This is a genomic window from Acaryochloris sp. CCMEE 5410 (genome assembly GCF_000238775.2).
Lineage (GTDB): Bacteria > Cyanobacteriota > Cyanobacteriia > Thermosynechococcales > Thermosynechococcaceae > Acaryochloris.
Genome location: NZ_AFEJ02000001.1, coordinates 3,838,309 through 3,854,183 on the forward strand (window position 1 = coordinate 3,838,309; position 15,875 = coordinate 3,854,183).

General features: G+C 48.0%; 16 protein-coding genes. 5 read left to right on the forward strand and 11 right to left on the reverse strand.

The genetic code is table 11. The features are described 5' to 3' along the window. Positions 1-78 precede the first annotated feature (78 nt). The gene (gene fabI, locus ON05_RS17720; protein WP_010468727.1) at positions 79-855 is read right to left on the reverse strand and encodes an enoyl-ACP reductase FabI; all 777 of its coding nucleotides are present in this window, start codon (positions 853-855) and stop codon (positions 79-81) included. A 354-nt stretch (positions 856-1,209) separates the two neighbouring features. On the opposite strand from fabI, the gene ntcA reads away from it, so the two are divergent. After that, positions 1,210-1,899 carry a global nitrogen regulator NtcA gene (gene ntcA, locus ON05_RS17725; RefSeq protein ID WP_029314959.1) on the forward strand — a complete coding sequence of 230 codons (690 nt, stop codon included), beginning with the start codon at positions 1,210-1,212 and terminating at the stop codon, positions 1,897-1,899. Positions 1,900-1,909: 10 nt separating this feature from the next. Here ntcA and ON05_RS17730 read toward each other — a convergent pair whose 3' ends face one another. From ON05_RS17730 to ON05_RS17740, 3 genes are all read right to left on the reverse strand, one after another. Further along, complete coding sequence (locus ON05_RS17730) at positions 1,910-3,496, reverse strand: hypothetical protein (protein WP_139025587.1); 1,587 nt, start codon at positions 3,494-3,496, stop codon at positions 1,910-1,912. A gap of 224 nt (positions 3,497-3,720) precedes the next feature. Beyond that, entirely contained in the window at positions 3,721-4,599 is an 879-nt protein-coding gene (locus tag ON05_RS17735; protein ID WP_010468721.1) for a shikimate dehydrogenase, read from the reverse strand. A 62-nt stretch (positions 4,600-4,661) separates the two neighbouring features. After that, entirely contained in the window at positions 4,662-5,000 is a 339-nt protein-coding gene (locus tag ON05_RS17740; protein ID WP_010468720.1) for a P-II family nitrogen regulator, read from the reverse strand. Between the two features lie 598 nt (positions 5,001-5,598). Here ON05_RS17740 and ON05_RS17745 point away from each other — a divergent pair. Further along, complete coding sequence (locus ON05_RS17745; RefSeq protein WP_010468719.1) at positions 5,599-6,693, forward strand: ABC transporter ATP-binding protein; 1,095 nt, start codon at positions 5,599-5,601, stop codon at positions 6,691-6,693. On the opposite strand, the gene ON05_RS17750 is transcribed toward ON05_RS17745, so the two are convergent. From ON05_RS17750 to ON05_RS17770, 5 genes are all read right to left on the reverse strand, one after another. Continuing rightward, entirely contained in the window at positions 6,644-7,624 is a 981-nt protein-coding gene (locus ON05_RS17750) for a serine/threonine-protein kinase (protein WP_010468718.1), read from the reverse strand. The genes ON05_RS17745 and ON05_RS17750 overlap by 50 nt on opposite strands. A 161-nt stretch (positions 7,625-7,785) precedes the next feature. Further along, a complete protein-coding gene (locus ON05_RS17755; protein ID WP_010468717.1) occupies positions 7,786-8,145 on the reverse strand; it encodes a single-stranded DNA-binding protein in 360 nt (119 codons plus the stop codon). Positions 8,146-8,198: 53 nt separating this feature from the next. Continuing rightward, positions 8,199-9,359: an AI-2E family transporter gene (locus tag ON05_RS17760; protein WP_010468716.1), complete on the reverse strand. Its 1,161-nt coding sequence runs from the start codon at positions 9,357-9,359 to the stop codon at positions 8,199-8,201. A gap of 63 nt (positions 9,360-9,422) precedes the next feature. Further along, positions 9,423-10,304 carry a glycine--tRNA ligase subunit alpha gene (glyQ, locus tag ON05_RS17765; RefSeq protein WP_010468715.1) on the reverse strand — a complete coding sequence of 294 codons (882 nt, stop codon included), beginning with the start codon at positions 10,302-10,304 and terminating at the stop codon, positions 9,423-9,425. Positions 10,305-10,435: 131 nt separating this feature from the next. Continuing rightward, positions 10,436-10,987, reverse strand: coding sequence for an NYN domain-containing protein (locus ON05_RS17770; RefSeq protein ID WP_010468714.1), 552 nt, complete (start codon positions 10,985-10,987; stop codon positions 10,436-10,438). Positions 10,988-11,067: 80 nt separating this feature from the next. Here ON05_RS17770 and ON05_RS17775 point away from each other — a divergent pair, with 80 nt between their 5' ends. After that, on the forward strand, positions 11,068-12,351 hold the full coding sequence (locus ON05_RS17775) for a hypothetical protein (protein WP_010468713.1): 1,284 nt from the start codon (positions 11,068-11,070) through the stop codon (positions 12,349-12,351). Here ON05_RS17775 and ON05_RS17780 read toward each other — a convergent pair. Together ON05_RS17780 and ON05_RS17785 are read right to left on the reverse strand one after the other, a co-directional pair. After that, positions 12,348-12,740, reverse strand: a complete 393-nt coding sequence (locus tag ON05_RS17780; protein WP_010468711.1) for a hypothetical protein — start codon at positions 12,738-12,740, stop codon at positions 12,348-12,350. The genes ON05_RS17775 and ON05_RS17780 overlap by 4 nt on opposite strands. Before the next feature lie 181 nt (positions 12,741-12,921). Continuing rightward, the gene (locus ON05_RS17785) at positions 12,922-13,329 is read right to left on the reverse strand and encodes a transcriptional repressor (RefSeq protein WP_029314958.1); all 408 of its coding nucleotides are present in this window, start codon (positions 13,327-13,329) and stop codon (positions 12,922-12,924) included. 300 nt (positions 13,330-13,629) lie between these two features. Between ON05_RS17785 and ON05_RS17790 the strand changes: the two genes are divergently transcribed. Further along, positions 13,630-14,493, forward strand: a complete 864-nt coding sequence (locus ON05_RS17790) for a helix-turn-helix domain-containing protein (RefSeq protein ID WP_010468707.1) — start codon at positions 13,630-13,632, stop codon at positions 14,491-14,493. Positions 14,494-14,636: 143 nt separating this feature from the next. Further along, positions 14,637-15,767, forward strand: a complete 1,131-nt coding sequence (locus ON05_RS17795; RefSeq protein WP_010468705.1) for a sugar phosphate nucleotidyltransferase — start codon at positions 14,637-14,639, stop codon at positions 15,765-15,767. Positions 15,768-15,875: the final 108 nt, after the last annotated feature.

A 15,875-nucleotide genomic window follows, 5' to 3' on the forward strand; every position in this document is an offset into this window, starting at 1 on the left:
CGGCTAGTCATCTCAAGATAGAGTTCTAGTCTAGTTCAGGCCTGTTAAAAGTGACCGATTCAACAGATGATCTAGGTCTTACATGCCCATAATCGAATAGCCGGAATCGACATAGAGAATTTGTCCGGTAATGCCCGTCGATAAATCACTACAGAGGAAGGCTGCAGTGTTGCCGACTTCGGTTTGGGTGACGGTTCGCTTCAGGGGAGCCACTTCTTCGACATGGTGAATCATATCTAAAATGCCGCCCACAGCAGAGGAAGCCAAGGTTCGGATCGGTCCAGCCGAAATGCCATTGACGCGAACGTTCTGGGGACCCATTTCTGCCGCTAAATAGCGAACATTCATTTCTAAGGCTGCTTTGGCAATACCCATCACGTTGTAATTGGGCACGACTCGGGCACCACCTAAGTAAGTCAAGGTCACAATGCTGCCCCCTTCCGTCATCAGTGGTTTGGCGGCAGCACTCAATTGCACCAAGGAGTAGGCGCTGACATCCAGAGCCAGGTTGAAGTTGTCTTGTTGGACCGCACTAAAATCACCGCCCAAATCCTCTCGGTTGGCAAACGCCAAGCAATGAATCAAGATATCTAACTTGCCCCACTGCTGCTGAATCGAACTGAAGGTAGCGTCTACTTGAGCTTGATCTTGAACATTACAGGGTAAAAACAAGCTGGGCGCTAAGGGTTCAACCAGCTTTTTAACTTTGGACTCGTTCCGTCCTTTCTCATCGGGTAGATATGTAATTCCCAGATTGGCCCCGGCGCTGTGGAGTTGTTGGGCAATACCCCAGGCAATGGATCGGTTATTGGCAATTCCAGTGACCAGGGCGTTTTTTCCAGTTAAATCAAGCATGAAAATCAGTTGAATAGAAGTATGACAAGCCAGGGGAAGGATGCGGTCAACAAAAGCCTGAACCTTGACTCCAGATCTAGCTTAGAACGAGATGTGAGCAAAACTGATATCTTTGCAGTTGAGGGCTGATTCAAAGGGGAGTTTGTATATATGTATATTTTGATACATAAAGGAACCCATCAGTCCGCTTAATTTATGTAAACCACACTTTTTGATAAATCTGACTTTGATATAAACCCTAAGATTGCAGAAGCGACTGTAATTTCATTGTTTTACCTCAGAAATAAACACTAATTTTTTTTGCTTGTCTCTTCCTACACATCTTCCGTATCGAGTCAGGGTATGAGTATGTTAATGGCCTCGCCTCAAGCTAATCGATTAACCCCCGAAAGTCCTCTTGCAGCCGTTTTTCGGCAGATGGGGAGCGGACTATTTCCCCCCGTCACCGAAACCTTTGATCGAGGAAAAACAATTTTTTTTCCAGGTGATCCAGCAGAACGCGTTTACTTTTTAATCAAAGGAGCGGTGAAGCTGTCCCGCGTTTACGAAGCAGGTGAAGAAATTACCGTTGCCCTGCTTCGGGAAAATAGCGTCTTTGGCGTTTTATCTCTACTGACGAAGCAGCGCTCTGATCGCTTCTACCATGCGGTGGCCTTTACCCCCGTTGAACTTCTCTCTGTGCCCATTGAGCAGGTGGAAAAAGCCCTGCTAAGTGATCCTGACTTACCGATGGTGCTGCTGCGGGGCTTGTCTTCTCGGATTATTCAAACCGAGATGATGATTGAAACATTGGCTCATCGGGATATGGAATCTCGTTTGATCAGTTTTCTCCTCATTCTCTGCCGTGATTTTGGAATCCCCAATGGCAGCGGCATTACAGTGGACCTAAAATTGTCTCACCAAGCGATCGCAGAAGCGATTGGCTCCACCCGAGTGACTGTGACTCGCTTACTCGGGGATCTACGGGATCAGGAAAAAATTTCCATTCACAAGAAAAAGATCACGGTTCACGATCCGGTAATGCTCGGGCAGAGCTTTGCTTAGGGCTATATCCTTAGGGTTTGTAAGGACGGTTGGATAAACCGAGCATTTGTCGCTCCTTTTGGGCCGCTACGGCAGTAGTTTGGGCCGGGTTGAAGGTAAGGGTTGGTGATTGACCCCTGGCTTCTAGCAAGGCGGTTTCTGACTGTAGCGCTTTGAGAATGGCAGCTTGATGCTCTTTCAGCCATTTATATTGTTTCCACTCCTTGTCGTCCGTGGCGGCGGCAATGGCATCAGCGTAATGAAATAGATCGGCGAGCTGTTGAACTTTGGGTTTGGCGGTTTGCCAGCGCTTGAGATACTCGGCGATCACGTCCTGATAGTCTTCGGTCTGCTGGTATCGTTTTTTCCACCCCTCGAAGCTTGGGGTGGTCTTTTTGAGATCGGTGGTGTCTTCGAGATCGGTTGATTCTTTGGGAGAGGTTTGAGCGATTAAAAAAGGCTGGCTGGCCATCTGCGTAGGTTGGGTGGGCAGTGAGAGACTTTGACTGCTGGCCTTCTGCATTAATGTCCAGCCTATGTTGGCGAGGGTCACTTTTTCTGGAGGGGCTGTTTTGGAGGTTGTTCGAATAAAGCGAATTTCTGAAAAAGCATAACCGACAAGATTGGGATCATCGGGAATGGCTAACGGGGTTGCGGTATCGTCGTAGTCTGTTTCAATTCGGTTACCTGCGGTATCTGCGATCGCAACAATACGACCCATGGTATCGCGCTGAACCTGATACTTTTCCGGTACAGCAATTTGGATCTCAGTGCGGTTATAGTCCGCGGGTAAATACCGGATAAAAAATCCATTCGGGTGATAAGACCATCGCCCTTGGGGCACGGTTCGATCCTTGGCGTCAACCTTGGGGTTGCCGGATTGGACTGCAATCTTGGCTAGATCACCATAGCTTTTCTTTTGGGCGAGAGCGGCTCTCATGCTGGCTTCTGCCTTGACTGTAGTTAGAGCAGCTGCAGGCACATTGGTAAAAATCGCTTCTTGTTGATCGGCAGGAATTAGCCCCAAGGCTTGCTGATTCAGAGTCTTAATCTCTTTAGATGTCAGGAGTTGTTTTGCCGTGGCCTGCAATTCTTTAGATAAGCCTTTCATCTCGGCCCGAGAGAGAATGGCCCAAATTAGCGTTTGGATTTGAGCTTGAGGGATATCGGGCAGCTTTGCAGCTTGTTGTAGCATACGACCAATCAGCGCTTGATTATTCTCCACTAGAGAGGCCGGTAGATACCCACTTCGTTGACTAGGACCATAAAAACCTACTTGGAGACTGTAACTTTCGACCTCTAGGGTATAAAGACCAGGCTTAAGCTGGAAACTACCCTCAGCATCTTGAGGAAGATCCGTCAGGGGCTGCATGTCTTGGGGTTGCCAATCATCGAACAGTATAACTTCAGGATAGGCTTTTGCTAAGGATGTTGTAATGGGGGGAGATGGGTTAACTAGATCGGTCGCAGTAGGAACGGGCAGGCCTCTCGGTTTAATCTGGGTGGCTTCCGGTGCCTTGGGCACTTCCACAGGTAAGCCAAACTGAGCAATTGCCCCCGCTGGAATTAACGCCAGTGCTGGTAAGGCGAAAAGTCCGAATGTTAACAGTGCTTTCATCAATCTTGCATCCCCCAACAACCTCATTCGCTAACATAAGAAATAACCTCATGCAACTTGCATGAGGTTGTCATAACTAACTATTTAGATTAGTTTGCCCATCTATTGAAGAGATTGAGCAGCTTAAGTAAAAGAATTTGCTGATTTTTTCGTGAATAAAGTCTAATACAGCTGATTTTACCCTGTTTGGAGAATTAAAGGGTTTTCCTGAGCTTGCCAATAACCTAAGTAAAACAGGCCAGGAGTGCCTCTCGCATAATGTCTACCGGTGCCGGTTGATCGATCCATAAAGATAAGGCTGCAGCCCCCTGCTGAACCAGCATCTCTACTCCAGTGATGGCGATGCGGCCACTGGCTTGGGTTTGCTTTAGCAATACCGTGGGATTGGGGGTGTAAATCAAGTCATAGACAATGGCCTCTTGGGGCAACTGATCAATCTCTGCTCCTGAAAGGGGCGAGGCTTGGATATGAGGAGACATACCGACCGGCGTGGTATTGATCAGCAAAGCAGCTTGGGGTAATAGAGGGGCAAGATCCTCCCACAGATGAATTTGAATATCAATGGATAGGGCAGTGGCACAAGTTGATTTGAGGTGTTCTAACTTGGCGGGTTGACGGCCAATCATATGGACTTGGGGACAGCCGAGCTGAGCACAACCAGCTAACACCGCTCGGGCAGCGCCACCACACCCTAAGATGCAGGGGGTGATGGTCGACCAATCACGATTCAGGGGCTGTAAAGGGGATAAAAATCCTTCCACATCCGTATTGGTCCCTGCCCAGCCATCATCCGTGGGCCAAACGGTATTGACGGCACCCACTGCTTTGGCGATGGCGGTCGTTTCCGTTAGCAAAGGCATAATCGCTTGCTTGTGGGGGATGGTGATATTAAAACCACAGCACCCCAGCTCCCTTAAGCTGGAGACCACAGCCGGGAGGGCATTGGCGGTTACCGGAAAAGGGATATAAACATACTCCAAAAAACGATGTTGCTGGGTCGCTAACGCTTGGAGGGCGGCATTGTGCATCACTGGGGATAGAGAATGTTCCACGGGATGACCCATGACGCCCAACAACTTTGTGGCACCCGTAATCTGAACCATCTTTTGGCAATCGCTACTTTTGAATTTTGACTTAAAGGTGCATTAAAGGCACGTCTATCAGGCTAGACGGCTTCAAAATCCTTTTCGCCAGTCCGAATGCGGACAATCTGATCTACGGGACTGATAAAGATTTTGCCGTCGCCAATTTCTCCTGTACGGGCAGCATTGACGATCTTATCGACGACCATATCAGCTTGGTGATCTTCGACCACGATTTCGACTTTTAGCTTTTGCAGAAATTCAACGGTGTATTCAGAACCCCGATAACGCTCAGTTTGGCCTTTCTGTCGGCCAAAGCCCCGGACTTCAGAGACAGTCATGCCGACTACGCCTGCATTGACTAATGCAATTTTGACTTCATCCAATTTAAAGGGACGAATGATGGCTTCAACTTTTTTCAACGTCTTTGCTCCAAACGGTTAGCACAAGATCAATGTAATGAATAATCAGAGATTAACGAATGAACTTTATGGAAATATCATCATTTTCTTAACGGAAAGACTGTGCGCCAGGCTACCTCAAGCAGAGCACAGCTAAAAATATGGGTAGACCATTGGGATCTTGGCATACGTCAAGATCGTTGAACGTTTAGCACCTCGGCGACCGCTCCGGCAAACATTTTGCAGCCGTCAGGGGCCAAGTTTTGGCACATAGGTTAGGAACATCGCATCACAATTAAGTGCAATACGGCCAAACAGGTGACTATCGGTCGAAAACTGGCTAGCTTCAGCGAGTATCCGTCTATCTAGAAAGCGCTTCCATCCTCAAAACCCCAGACTTCGTAAGGGACTTAATAAGAATTAGTTGCAAAAACTAGCCGACTACAGAGAGAATGAGAATAATTACTCTAACTCAGTTTGATCAAATGTGAGTGATCTCAATGCTCTATGCAGCCATAGATAGCCCTTTTTTAACTAAGGGTTGGTATGCTCCATCGACATTGGACAACATCGCCAGTGATTTGGGTTGATATTTTTTCTTCAGTAGCTTGAGTCTTTCATGATTGATTCTGTTATTTTGCAGCTAGACAACCTGACAAAGCGTTATAACGCCCATATGCCAGCCGCAGTCAATCGCGTTTCTCTACAGCTAAAGCAAGGAGAAATCTTGGGGTTATTAGGACCGTCCGGTTGTGGCAAAACAACGTTATTGCGTTTAATTGCTGGTTTTGAGCAGGCCGATGCTGGGCAATTGCTATTGAATGGTCAAGTGATTGCTGGTGTCCGGCAATGGACGTCTCCTGAACAGCGCATGATTGGCATGGTATTTCAAGATTTTGCCTTGTTCCCCCATCTCACGGTTGCGGATAATGTCACCTTTGGTTTGAAGCAAACGAAAAAGATTTCGACTGAGGTGCAACAGCAACGCCAAACAGAGGTCTTGCGATTAGTGGGATTGCTAGGTATGGAAAACCGTTATCCCCATGAACTGTCTGGTGGTCAGCAGCAACGCGTGGCCTTGGCACGAGCTCTGGCCCCCCAGCCCCAGTTGGTGCTCTTAGACGAACCCCTTAGTAATTTAGATGTGCAAGTTAGGCTGCGCTTGAGACAGGAGCTGAGAGATATTCTCAAAACGGCTGGGACGACGGCAGTGTTTGTGACCCATGACCAAGAAGAAGCTCTTGCGATCGCAGATCAAGTAGCAGTGATGCGTCAGGGCTGTTTGGAGCAAATCGGTACCCCAGAAGAGATTTATCAGCGTCCTCAATCGCAATTTGTGGCAGAATTTGTCACCCAGGCCAACTTTTTGGAAGCTCAGCGATACGGTAATGCTTGGCAAACAGAAGTCGGGGCGTTTACTCCCAGTGAAGGGGGGGACCTCTCGGCTGAGGATAGCCAAGCCGTGGTTATGATTCGTCAAGAAGATTTAATCCTCCAGCCCGATCAGACCGCCTCCACCATCATTCGCGATCGCCAATTTTTAGGTCGGGAATATCGATATTGCCTAAAAACTCAGTCGGGCCGAGAGTTACATGCCCGCTCAACGTCTGCAGAGGCGTTACCCATTGGCACCTCTGTCAGCTTATCAGTCGTGCCTCAAAACCTTAGAATTTTTCTTCAGAGCTCGAGTCAGCCTGCCCAAATAGCTGCTTGATCAAGGTATTTGCACTGGGGAACAGCCATTTTTGGGTAAAGGCACCATAGGCCAACCCAACTCCCAGCATACCTGCACCCCAAGATGCAGCGGTTTGCAGCATCTGACGCCGTTCAATGGACGGCACTTCTGTAATTAGCTCATTGACATCTGCCAAAGCTTCAATGGCCGAAGGATATCGCTGGCGGAAATCATAGCGGACCATCTTATCAATAATGTCTCCCAGAACAGGGTTAACGGAGATATAGCGTCGCCAGGCAATCTCACCCGTCTTCAAATCAAAGGAAATTTTGCCTTTGGTCGGATCCATGCCTGTTAACGCTTGAATGGCAATAATACCGACAGCATAAACATCACTACTAAAGTTGGGGCGGCCAATAGACTGTTCGCTTGGCATATAGCCATCAGTGCCGATCACAACAGTCTGGGCAATCCGGCGCTTGTTTTTAACAGAGCCAAAATCAATTAAAACAATTTTCTTGTCTTTCTTGCGTCGAATCAGATTGGCTGGCTTGATATCTCGATGAATAACTCGGCGCTGGTGAACGTAGGACAGGGTGGTTAAGACATCCTGGAGAAAATTAATCACTTTTGCTTCAGACCAGCGTCGCCAGCCAAATTCCTGCTTCAGATTTTTGCCTTCGACATATTGCTCGATTAGAAAAAAGTCTTCATTTTCTTCGAAGTCATCAAAAAACTGGGGGATTTGATCATAGTTACCCAGGCGCTTCAAAACTTTGACTTCCGTCGCGAATAAACGGCGAGAGGTTTTCACCGTGAATAAGTCATCGGACTCAGGCTGTAGTTTTTTGACGATACAGCGGCGTTTTTCGGGGTGCTGTGTATCCGTTGCTAAATACGTTTTGCTAAATCCACCACTTCCGAGCGCTTTGGTAATTTTGTAGCGGTCGGCTAATGTGGTTCCCAACATGAATGTACTCGGCCCTGCAGTAAATCATCATACTGTAGAGCCGAGCACGGTCGCATAAAATCGTGAAAAAGCCGGTTTTTGAAATAGAAATATTACAATTCGTGATCCCCAGTCTGGGAACTGTACCTTAGACGCGAATCGCTAAGAGACCAGAAAACCTCTTAAAATTCATCTTCATAGGTATTGACGGCGTTGGGGTCACTATCCCGTTTTGATCCCAATAAATCCAACCGATCAACACGAATGACGGGGCGGGAGCGATTGGCACCCGTGTTGCGATCCTGCCAACAGTCGAACTTGAGCGCTCCAGAGACTCCAATCAAACTGCCTTTGCGGACATAACTGGCAGCAATCTCTGCTGTTTTGCCCCAAATTTCTAAACTAAACCAGTCGGGCTGATCATCCCGAGAGCGGCGATTGACGGCTAGGGTGACATTGCAAACGACGCTGCCAGACTCAAAATATTTAACGTCTGGGTCCATGCCTGCACGACCCACTAGGCTTACTACATTTAAACTCATGGTTGGATTTCCTAGACGTAACTTAGCCAAGATGGCCATAATGCTGATCGATTCTAGCTGGATTCTTCCTCATCCGGCGTTACAGTTGGTAAATCAGTGGACAATTGAGTAGGGCCATCGGCTAAGGCAACGATATCTGGCGCAAAGGTGGGATAAGGATCGGAGCGCTCGTCTTCGCCCCAGCGATCCAAAATATCTTTGACCAGCACTTCTTTCACCCAAATTTGGCCGATTACCATCAGTGGTAGGGCTAACAGAAGTCCCAAAAAGCCAAAGAAAATGGCGAACACAATTTGCGAGAGTAAGGTAACAGCGGGGGCCAGAGAGAGCTGTTTGGCCATCACAGCAGGCACTAACAAATACTGCTCTAACTGCTGAATCAGAATGTACAGGATCAGCACGGCAACGGCTTTCCAGGGCGCATCCAGCAGAGCAATAGCCATGGGAGGCATCAAGCTAAGGGTCGGGCCTATGTTGGGAATGGCTTCTAGCAGACCAGCAATCAAGGCATTGGCAAGTACCAGATCAACCCCTAACACCCACAGTCCCAAGCCGCTAAAGACGGCAATCACCGTCATATTGAACAAAATGCCCACAATCCAGTTATCTAGGGCAGCATCACATAACCCCAAGATGTAATCGACTCGTCGCCGATAAAAGGACGGAAACAGGCGAATAAAAATGCGGCGATATTGGTCGGGATCGACCAAGAACATAATGGTTAGCACCAGAATCAGGAGGATATTCAGGGCCACCAAAAGGGAGTTGGAAAATAAGGCAAAAAAGTTATTAACGACGCTTTCGGCAAACGTAGGAATCTTTTCTCGCAGGTTGTCGATCAGGGAATCAACCGGAATTTCGATACCAGCGCTGGGCATGCCAAAGGCTAAGCCAGTTTCTTGAGCTTCATTGATGAGTTCTTCAATGCGAGTCAAACTATCGGGCACGCGATCCAGCAACTCTTGGGCTTGAGTGACAAAAGGCGGGATCACCAAGAGTCCGATCAAACAGGCCACACCCACAATGGAAAAGATGGCTGAGGCAACGGCTAGTCCGCGACTCAGGCCCCGCTTCGTCAGTTGGCGAACCAGGCCATTGAGGGCAGAGGCGAGTACGACCGCCGTAAATCCTAACAGCAAGACTTGGCGAATTTCCCACAAAATGTAGAGAGAAACCAAGAAGACAACTAAGCCAATCCATTTCCCTAGACTCAAAATCTGCCTCCAATATCGATATCACTAATTGGAAGGGAAGATTCCCCTCGTGCTTACCGAATTTTAGGAGACGGATTGCGTTTTCAGTAAAGGGAATCCTAATTCTTCACGTTGCTGGAGATAGAGTTGGGCCACTTGGCGGGCCATTTGGCGAATACGGCTAATATAGCGAGTCCGCTCGGTCACCGAAATAACGCCTCTAGCATCTAAGAGGTTAAAGGTGTGGGAGCATTTGAGCACATAGTCTAACCCAGGTAAGACCAGTTTTTTCTCGATCAGTTGCAGGGCTTCTTGCTCGTACAAACTAAAGAGCTGAAACAGCAGTTCGGGGTTAGAGGCTTCGAAATTATAGGTAGATTGCTCAATTTCCCCTTGCAGATGAACATCACCATAGGTGAGGGTACCATTCCAGTCGATTTTGGCGATGGCATCGGTTTCCTGGAGGTACATGGTCAATCGTTCTAGACCATAGGTGAGTTCGATGGAGACGGGGCGGCAATCTAAACCACCGCACTGTTGAAAGTAGGTAAACTGAGTGACTTCCATGCCGTCTAGCCATACTTCCCAGCCGACGCCCCATGCGCCCACAGCGGCATCTTCCCAATTGTCTTCGACGAAGCGAATATCATGATCTTCAGGCTGAATGCCAAGGACGCGTAGAGAGTCGAGATAAATGTCTTGGATATCATCGGGGGAGGGTTTGACCAAGACTTGGTATTGATAGTAATACTGATATCGATTAGGGTTTTCGCCGTAGCGACCATCAGCGGGGCGACGGCAGGGTTCGACGTAGGCTACGGCCCAAGGTTCTGGCCCTAGGGATCTCAAAAAGGTATGGGGGCTTTTGGTGCCTGCCCCTTTTTCAATGTCATAGGGCTGAACAATTAGACAACCGCGATCGCTCCAAAATTCGTGGAGTTTGGCAATAACGGATTGAAAATTCACAGCGCTTGACCTGTTTGTAGATGGGTGTCAGTTACCTAGTCTACGGGGCTCGTTTACATTTTGGTCGCTTTTTTTAGAACTCCTCCCCTGGAATAAGAAGCGTGGAAGAGCAGTGGAGGACCAAAACGGTTTCAACTCCAGCGCAATTGTTCTAATTTACGTTTGGCTTCTGGATCGAGCGAGTGGGCCAATAAACGGCTGGGCGACCGTTTCTTCGTATTTTGCTTAGAGCGAATTTTGGTAGTCGTGGTTGCCATTTCTTTAACCAGTTGAAGAGCTGACATCCACTCCGCACCATAGCCCATCACCGTCAGCTGTTGGGCGCGATCAGATGTTGCTACAATCAGTCGAGACTGTCGAGCACGAGCTTTGGCACAGTACATCTCAATGTAGGTATCCGCAGTTTGGCCATAGTCGGTGTAGTAGAGATCCAGAGAATCCGTAAAGGGCTCGCAGACGCCTTTCTCTTGTCGATTCTGGGCATCAAAAACTAGCTGGGCCTGATATCCTTGAAACGCACTGTAGCTGGCAAGGGCATCTGCAAGATGAAGTCTGGCTGTCTCTAGTTCTTGGATATTTTCAAAGATCTCAGCAGGGGCATGACCATTCTGGTGCTGTGACCAAACACCAAGGATGTTGTAACCGTCTACTAATAAGATCGGTTGCTCAGAGAACGCCGCCATGCCAATTCGTAAAATTTTTTAATATTGCTTAATCATTTCTTTATTGTGACATTTCTGCTGCAATTCCGCAGGTTTATCTGATGGCCGAAGCTTTGGCCGATCTCGTGATTCTCAGCAATGGCCCTGGTGAACTCTCCACTTGGGTCCGCCCTGTACTGCAAGTGTTGAGCAGGCGACCACAGTTTAGTCGAGTCTCCATCCTTCTCTCCCCTTGTCCCCATGCTGGGGGAAAGGAGCAGGCCGTTGCGGAAACCTTCCCTAGCGTGGATCGAGTGTTAGGGCCACAGCAGTTTTTCCAGTTTCTGCTCTGGGGTCAAACCCCTGATGCCTGGCACTGGCATCCCCAAGGCGTGGTGGTTTTCTTGGGCGGCGATCAGTTCTATGCGGTGGCGATTGGTCAGCGGCTAGGCTATCGCATCGTTACCTATGCTGAATGGACGCCCCGTTGGTTACCTTGGATAGACTACTGCGGAGTGGCTCAGCCCCAAACGCTACAACAAGTCCCACGTCGATATCGCTCCAAGGTAACGGTAGTGGGTAATTTGATGACTGATATAACAGTGAGGGCTGATTCTGCCTCATTTTTCGATCGGTTAGGGTGGATGCCAGATACCGAAACGGTTGGGCTATTGCCAGGATCGAAACCGGCTAAATTACGCGTGGGAGTGCCTTTTTGCCTAGGAGTTGCAGATCAACTCCAACAATATCGACCCCAAACGCAACTAATCATTGCCGTTGCCCCCGGTTTGTCTTGCGCTACATTATCGCGCTATGCCGACGCCAGCTATAACCCGCTGATTTCAACGTATTTAGGGAATTCTGCTACTTTAGTGCAATCTGATCAGGGACTTCCTTATCTCTGCACCCCGCGGGGCACAAAAGTCTGGCTTTGGCTGCCCAGTCCTGCCTATGATTTGCTGGTGCATTGCCAAATTTGCCTGACCACTGTGGGGGCCAATACGGCCGAACTGGCGGCTTTAACGGTGCCGATGATGGTGATTCTGCCGACCCAACATCTGGCTGGAGCACCAATTGGAGAAGGTGTGTTAGGCTTACTGGCTCGCCTACCGTTTGTCGGCGCAGCCGTGAACCGCTTCACTCTGCCCCAAGGCTTTAAAGCTTGGCCGAATATTTGGGCCGACCAAGAAATTGTGCCGGAATGGGTAGGACCTTTATCTTCTGAATTAGTGGCTCACTATGTGCAGGTCTTATTAGCCTCTCCATCCAGGCTGCAAGCTATCAAAGCAGCTCTGAGAGAGGTCCGAGGTGAAGTGGGTGCCGTAGCTCGATTTGCTCAGCTAGTGTCAGAAACGCTAACAAAAGAGAGGGTTGCTGAAGCGCTTGTGATTCGGGATGTCCCCTAAGAATCTTGGGATTGGCCATCGCGACGGCCTAATTCGTAGACGCCACCGATCAGCAAACAAATCATGCCTAGGCTGACTCCCCAGCTACGGCCTCCAAAGCCCCAGGTACTGGCACAATAGCAGAGGCTGCCCACGATTAAAAATGGCAAAATACTAATCAGAGATGCACAGACTAAATTACGAGCCTCACGAGCAGGGCGAGATTTCTCAAATTCTTCGACCGATAGGTATAAAGAGCGGTCAACGTAGTTTAGCCATCGGCAAAGCTGGTTCGTCAGCCACTGGCTTAGGGGATTTAATCCGATGTATAGACCAGTCGCCCATAGACTCCCCCCGGCAATGGGTAGAGCTTCGATCTGAAACTGAAATGGAAGAAAGTCAATGACCATAAGTGATAGCGAGGCCGAAGCTGCAGGTCTGAGGTCTGCAAGCTTCGAAGGCAGCAGTAATTGTGAAGGTTTATATCACTATGACACCAAATCCTTAATAAACCCACAAAAATCTTAACTTTTATATCGTCGGATGGGGCAAAAATCCTATTCCATGTCGCGCATAAGTCGCTTTAGGTATCTAAGACTTAGAGTGCGACTGTTCGAGTTGGCATGGCGTGCAAAGGCCGAAAAACTCTAGTGTATGGTAGAAAATTTCGAACTTTGAGGATTGTTTGAGCTGATCTTCCAATTCATGAACGGGACATTCTTCTTCCTGGATGGGAATTGAAACACCGCATTGTAGACAAGTAACATGGTGTCTATCTTGTTGAGCAGCGGTATAAAGGGTTTCACCATTGCTCAGTAGCCTTGCTTGGACGATACCGCTGAGCTTGAGAGTATCTAATGCTCGATAAACCGTGGCTAGCCCCAAGGTTAGTTGGGCTTTGCGCAACTCAAGATAAAGTTCTTGAGCTGAAATCTCTCGATTCAACTTCTTTAAAAGTTTGAGAACGGTATTTTGACTACGAGTAAGGTGCGATTTCATGAAAAAGGCATCAATAGCTGATGATGCAATGGTCAAGGGGTGAGAATGGGGTGCTTAAAACTTTCGATTGCAGATCGATAGACATGATTGAGAGCGCTCCGATCCTAGAATAGACCAACATATCTAACTTGAGTTTGTTACCTTAGGGACGATGTTGGCAGTTCATACCCATTACATTGGATATCACTCAGATAGAGCATGATCAATGTTCAACCCACAACATACTAGGATATGGGGGGGAAACGCTTCTCCATTATTTCTTCCTCATAGTGTTGATGACCTCGCCCTAGAACCAATTTTATGACGCGTAGCAAGCTCTCAGATTCCGATAAGCAAACGATTACTCAACTCTTCCGAGAGTCTGAAGAGACCATTGCCCAACTGGCAACTCGCTTTGGGGTCAGTAGTTCAACGATTCGACGCATTATTAAAAATCAACTGCCGGATCAAGAATATGATGCCCTCATTGCCACTAAGCAAGAGAAGCGCGGCCCTAAATCTTCCCGCAAGCAGACGGCCGTCCCTAAGGCGGAAGTATCGGAAGAACCGAAGCCTGTGAAAGTCATTGATGCGCCAGTTCGACCGGCGCCGATCAAAAAACGTAAACGGATCGAGGAACCCGCTGTTGCGGCAAAAGACGAAACACCGTCGCTGGCGGTTGCCCAACTAGATGACCAGGAAGATTTAGCCGAAATCATTGCTGAAATTGAGCATGATTTGCATGATCTACCAGCAGATGATGCAGAGGAAGATAGCGAGATCGATGATTTTGACTCAGATGATTCTGAAGATTCTGATCTAGAAGATGGTACAGATGCGGATGATGGGTTGGGGATGAACCTAGAAGCCGTTGAATTAATTCAAGTGTTACCCTTCTCGGAAGCTAAGTTTCCCAAGACCTGTTATTTGGTGGTAGATCGGTCGTCAGAATTGATCACGCGTCCTCTACAAGCTTTTGGAGAATTAGGCACGATTCCAGAACAGGAAGTGGATGCCAAAACCTTACCCATTTTTGACAATCATCGGATTGCCCGCCGTTTTTCCCATCGCACCCAAAGAATTGTGAAAGTTCCCAATAGTAATGTCTTGAAAAAGACTTGCCCTCAATTACTAGCCAAAGGAATCACGCGATTGCTGATCAATGGTCATGTTTATTCTCTATGATGCTTTTTTTAAGGCCTAGGGCAATCTAAGTTATGAGCTATGATGCCTAGACAGGTAGAGTGATATACGACTACATAAACTACGAGAGTCAGGATATAAGTATTACGGTTAGTTGCTAATTCTTTATAAGCAAGAAAGTTGATATGAAAGCGATGATTTTGGCGGCTGGTAAAGGTACCCGCGTTCGCCCAATAACATTTACTATCCCTAAGCCCATGATTCCGATCATGCAGAAGCCTGTCATGGAGTTCTTGGTGGAGCTACTTCGTCAGCATGGCTTTGATGAAATTATGGTGAATGTCAGTCATTTAGCCGACGAGATTGAGAACTACTTTAGAGATGGGCAACGGTTTGGCGTTGATATTGCTTATTCCTTTGAAGGCCGGATTGAAGATGGCAATTTGATTGGAGATGCCGTCGGATCTGCTGGTGGTATGCGTCGCATTCAAGATTTTTCGCCCTTCTTTGACGACACGTTTATTGTCTTATGTGGAGATGCTCTGATTGACCTGGACCTGACGGCAGCGGTGGAATGGCATCGGCAAAAAGGCTCGATTGCTACTATCGTCATGAAAACCGTCGATCCGAATGATGTCTCTAGCTATGGTGTCGTCGTGACGGATGAGGATGGGCAAGTCAAGTCGTTTCAGGAGAAACCCAGTGTAGATGAAGCCCTCAGCAACACCATCAACACGGGTATCTATATTTTTGAACCAGAAGTTCTTGATCTGATCCCTTCGGGGCAAGAGTTTGATATTGGGGGGGATCTCTTTCCCAAGCTGGTGTCGATGAATATGCCGTTTTATGGCATTGCGATGGATTTCCAATGGGTAGATATTGGTAAAGTGCCGGATTATTGGCATGCCATTCGTAGTGTGTTGATGGGGGATGTCAAAAATGTGGCGATTCCAGGCCATGAAGTGAAGCCTGGTGTCTATACGGGGCTGAATGTGGATATTGACTGGGATAAGGTTGATATTCAAGGTCCTGTTTATATTGGCGGCATGACGCGCATTGATGAAGGGGTTAAGATTATCGGCCCTACGATGATTGGTCCTAACTGCCATATTTGTACGGGGGCAACGGTGGATAACAGCGTTATTTTTGAATATTCACGCTTGGGGTCAGAAGTGCGCCTTGTCGATAAGCTGGTGTTTGGACGCTATTGTGTGGATAAAACCGGCGCTTCGTTAGATGTTCGAGCTGCATCTTTGGATTGGCTGATTACCGATGCTCGTCAAGATGCTCAGGTTCCGTCACCGATGGTAGGCTAAATTTGCAGCGACAATGCTGATGGGATTGCTCCTATGCTCGGGATGTAGGTATGAGGGTAGTGGAGTCATTGTCCTCAAAAAATTAATGATGTTGGTTTGACCCAACTC

Excerpts from the sequence above, each read along its gene's own strand:
- ON05_RS17795 (WP_010468705.1), top strand. The coding sequence starts at position 14,637 with ATGAAAGCGATGATTTTGGCGGCTGGTAAAGGTACCCGCGTTCGCCCA.
- ON05_RS17730 (WP_139025587.1), bottom strand. The coding sequence starts at position 3,496 with ATGAAAGCACTGTTAACATTCGGACTTTTCGCCTTACCAGCACTGGCG.
- ON05_RS17745 (WP_010468719.1), top strand. The coding sequence starts at position 5,599 with ATGATTGATTCTGTTATTTTGCAGCTAGACAACCTGACAAAGCGTTAT.
- ntcA (WP_029314959.1), top strand. The coding sequence starts at position 1,210 with ATGGCCTCGCCTCAAGCTAATCGATTAACCCCCGAAAGTCCTCTTGCA.
- ON05_RS17780 (WP_010468711.1), bottom strand. The coding sequence starts at position 12,740 with ATGGTCATTGACTTTCTTCCATTTCAGTTTCAGATCGAAGCTCTACCC.
- ON05_RS17770 (WP_010468714.1), bottom strand. The coding sequence starts at position 10,987 with ATGGCGGCGTTCTCTGAGCAACCGATCTTATTAGTAGACGGTTACAAC.
- ON05_RS17790 (WP_010468707.1), top strand. The coding sequence starts at position 13,630 with ATGACGCGTAGCAAGCTCTCAGATTCCGATAAGCAAACGATTACTCAA.
- ON05_RS17785 (WP_029314958.1), bottom strand. The coding sequence starts at position 13,329 with ATGAAATCGCACCTTACTCGTAGTCAAAATACCGTTCTCAAACTTTTA.
- ON05_RS17750 (WP_010468718.1), bottom strand. The coding sequence starts at position 7,624 with ATGTTGGGAACCACATTAGCCGACCGCTACAAAATTACCAAAGCGCTC.
- ON05_RS17735 (WP_010468721.1), bottom strand. The coding sequence starts at position 4,599 with ATGGTTCAGATTACGGGTGCCACAAAGTTGTTGGGCGTCATGGGTCAT.
- ON05_RS17775 (WP_010468713.1), top strand. The coding sequence starts at position 11,068 with ATGGCCGAAGCTTTGGCCGATCTCGTGATTCTCAGCAATGGCCCTGGT.
- fabI (WP_010468727.1), bottom strand. The coding sequence starts at position 855 with ATGCTTGATTTAACTGGAAAAAACGCCCTGGTCACTGGAATTGCCAAT.
- ON05_RS17755 (WP_010468717.1), bottom strand. The coding sequence starts at position 8,145 with ATGAGTTTAAATGTAGTAAGCCTAGTGGGTCGTGCAGGCATGGACCCA.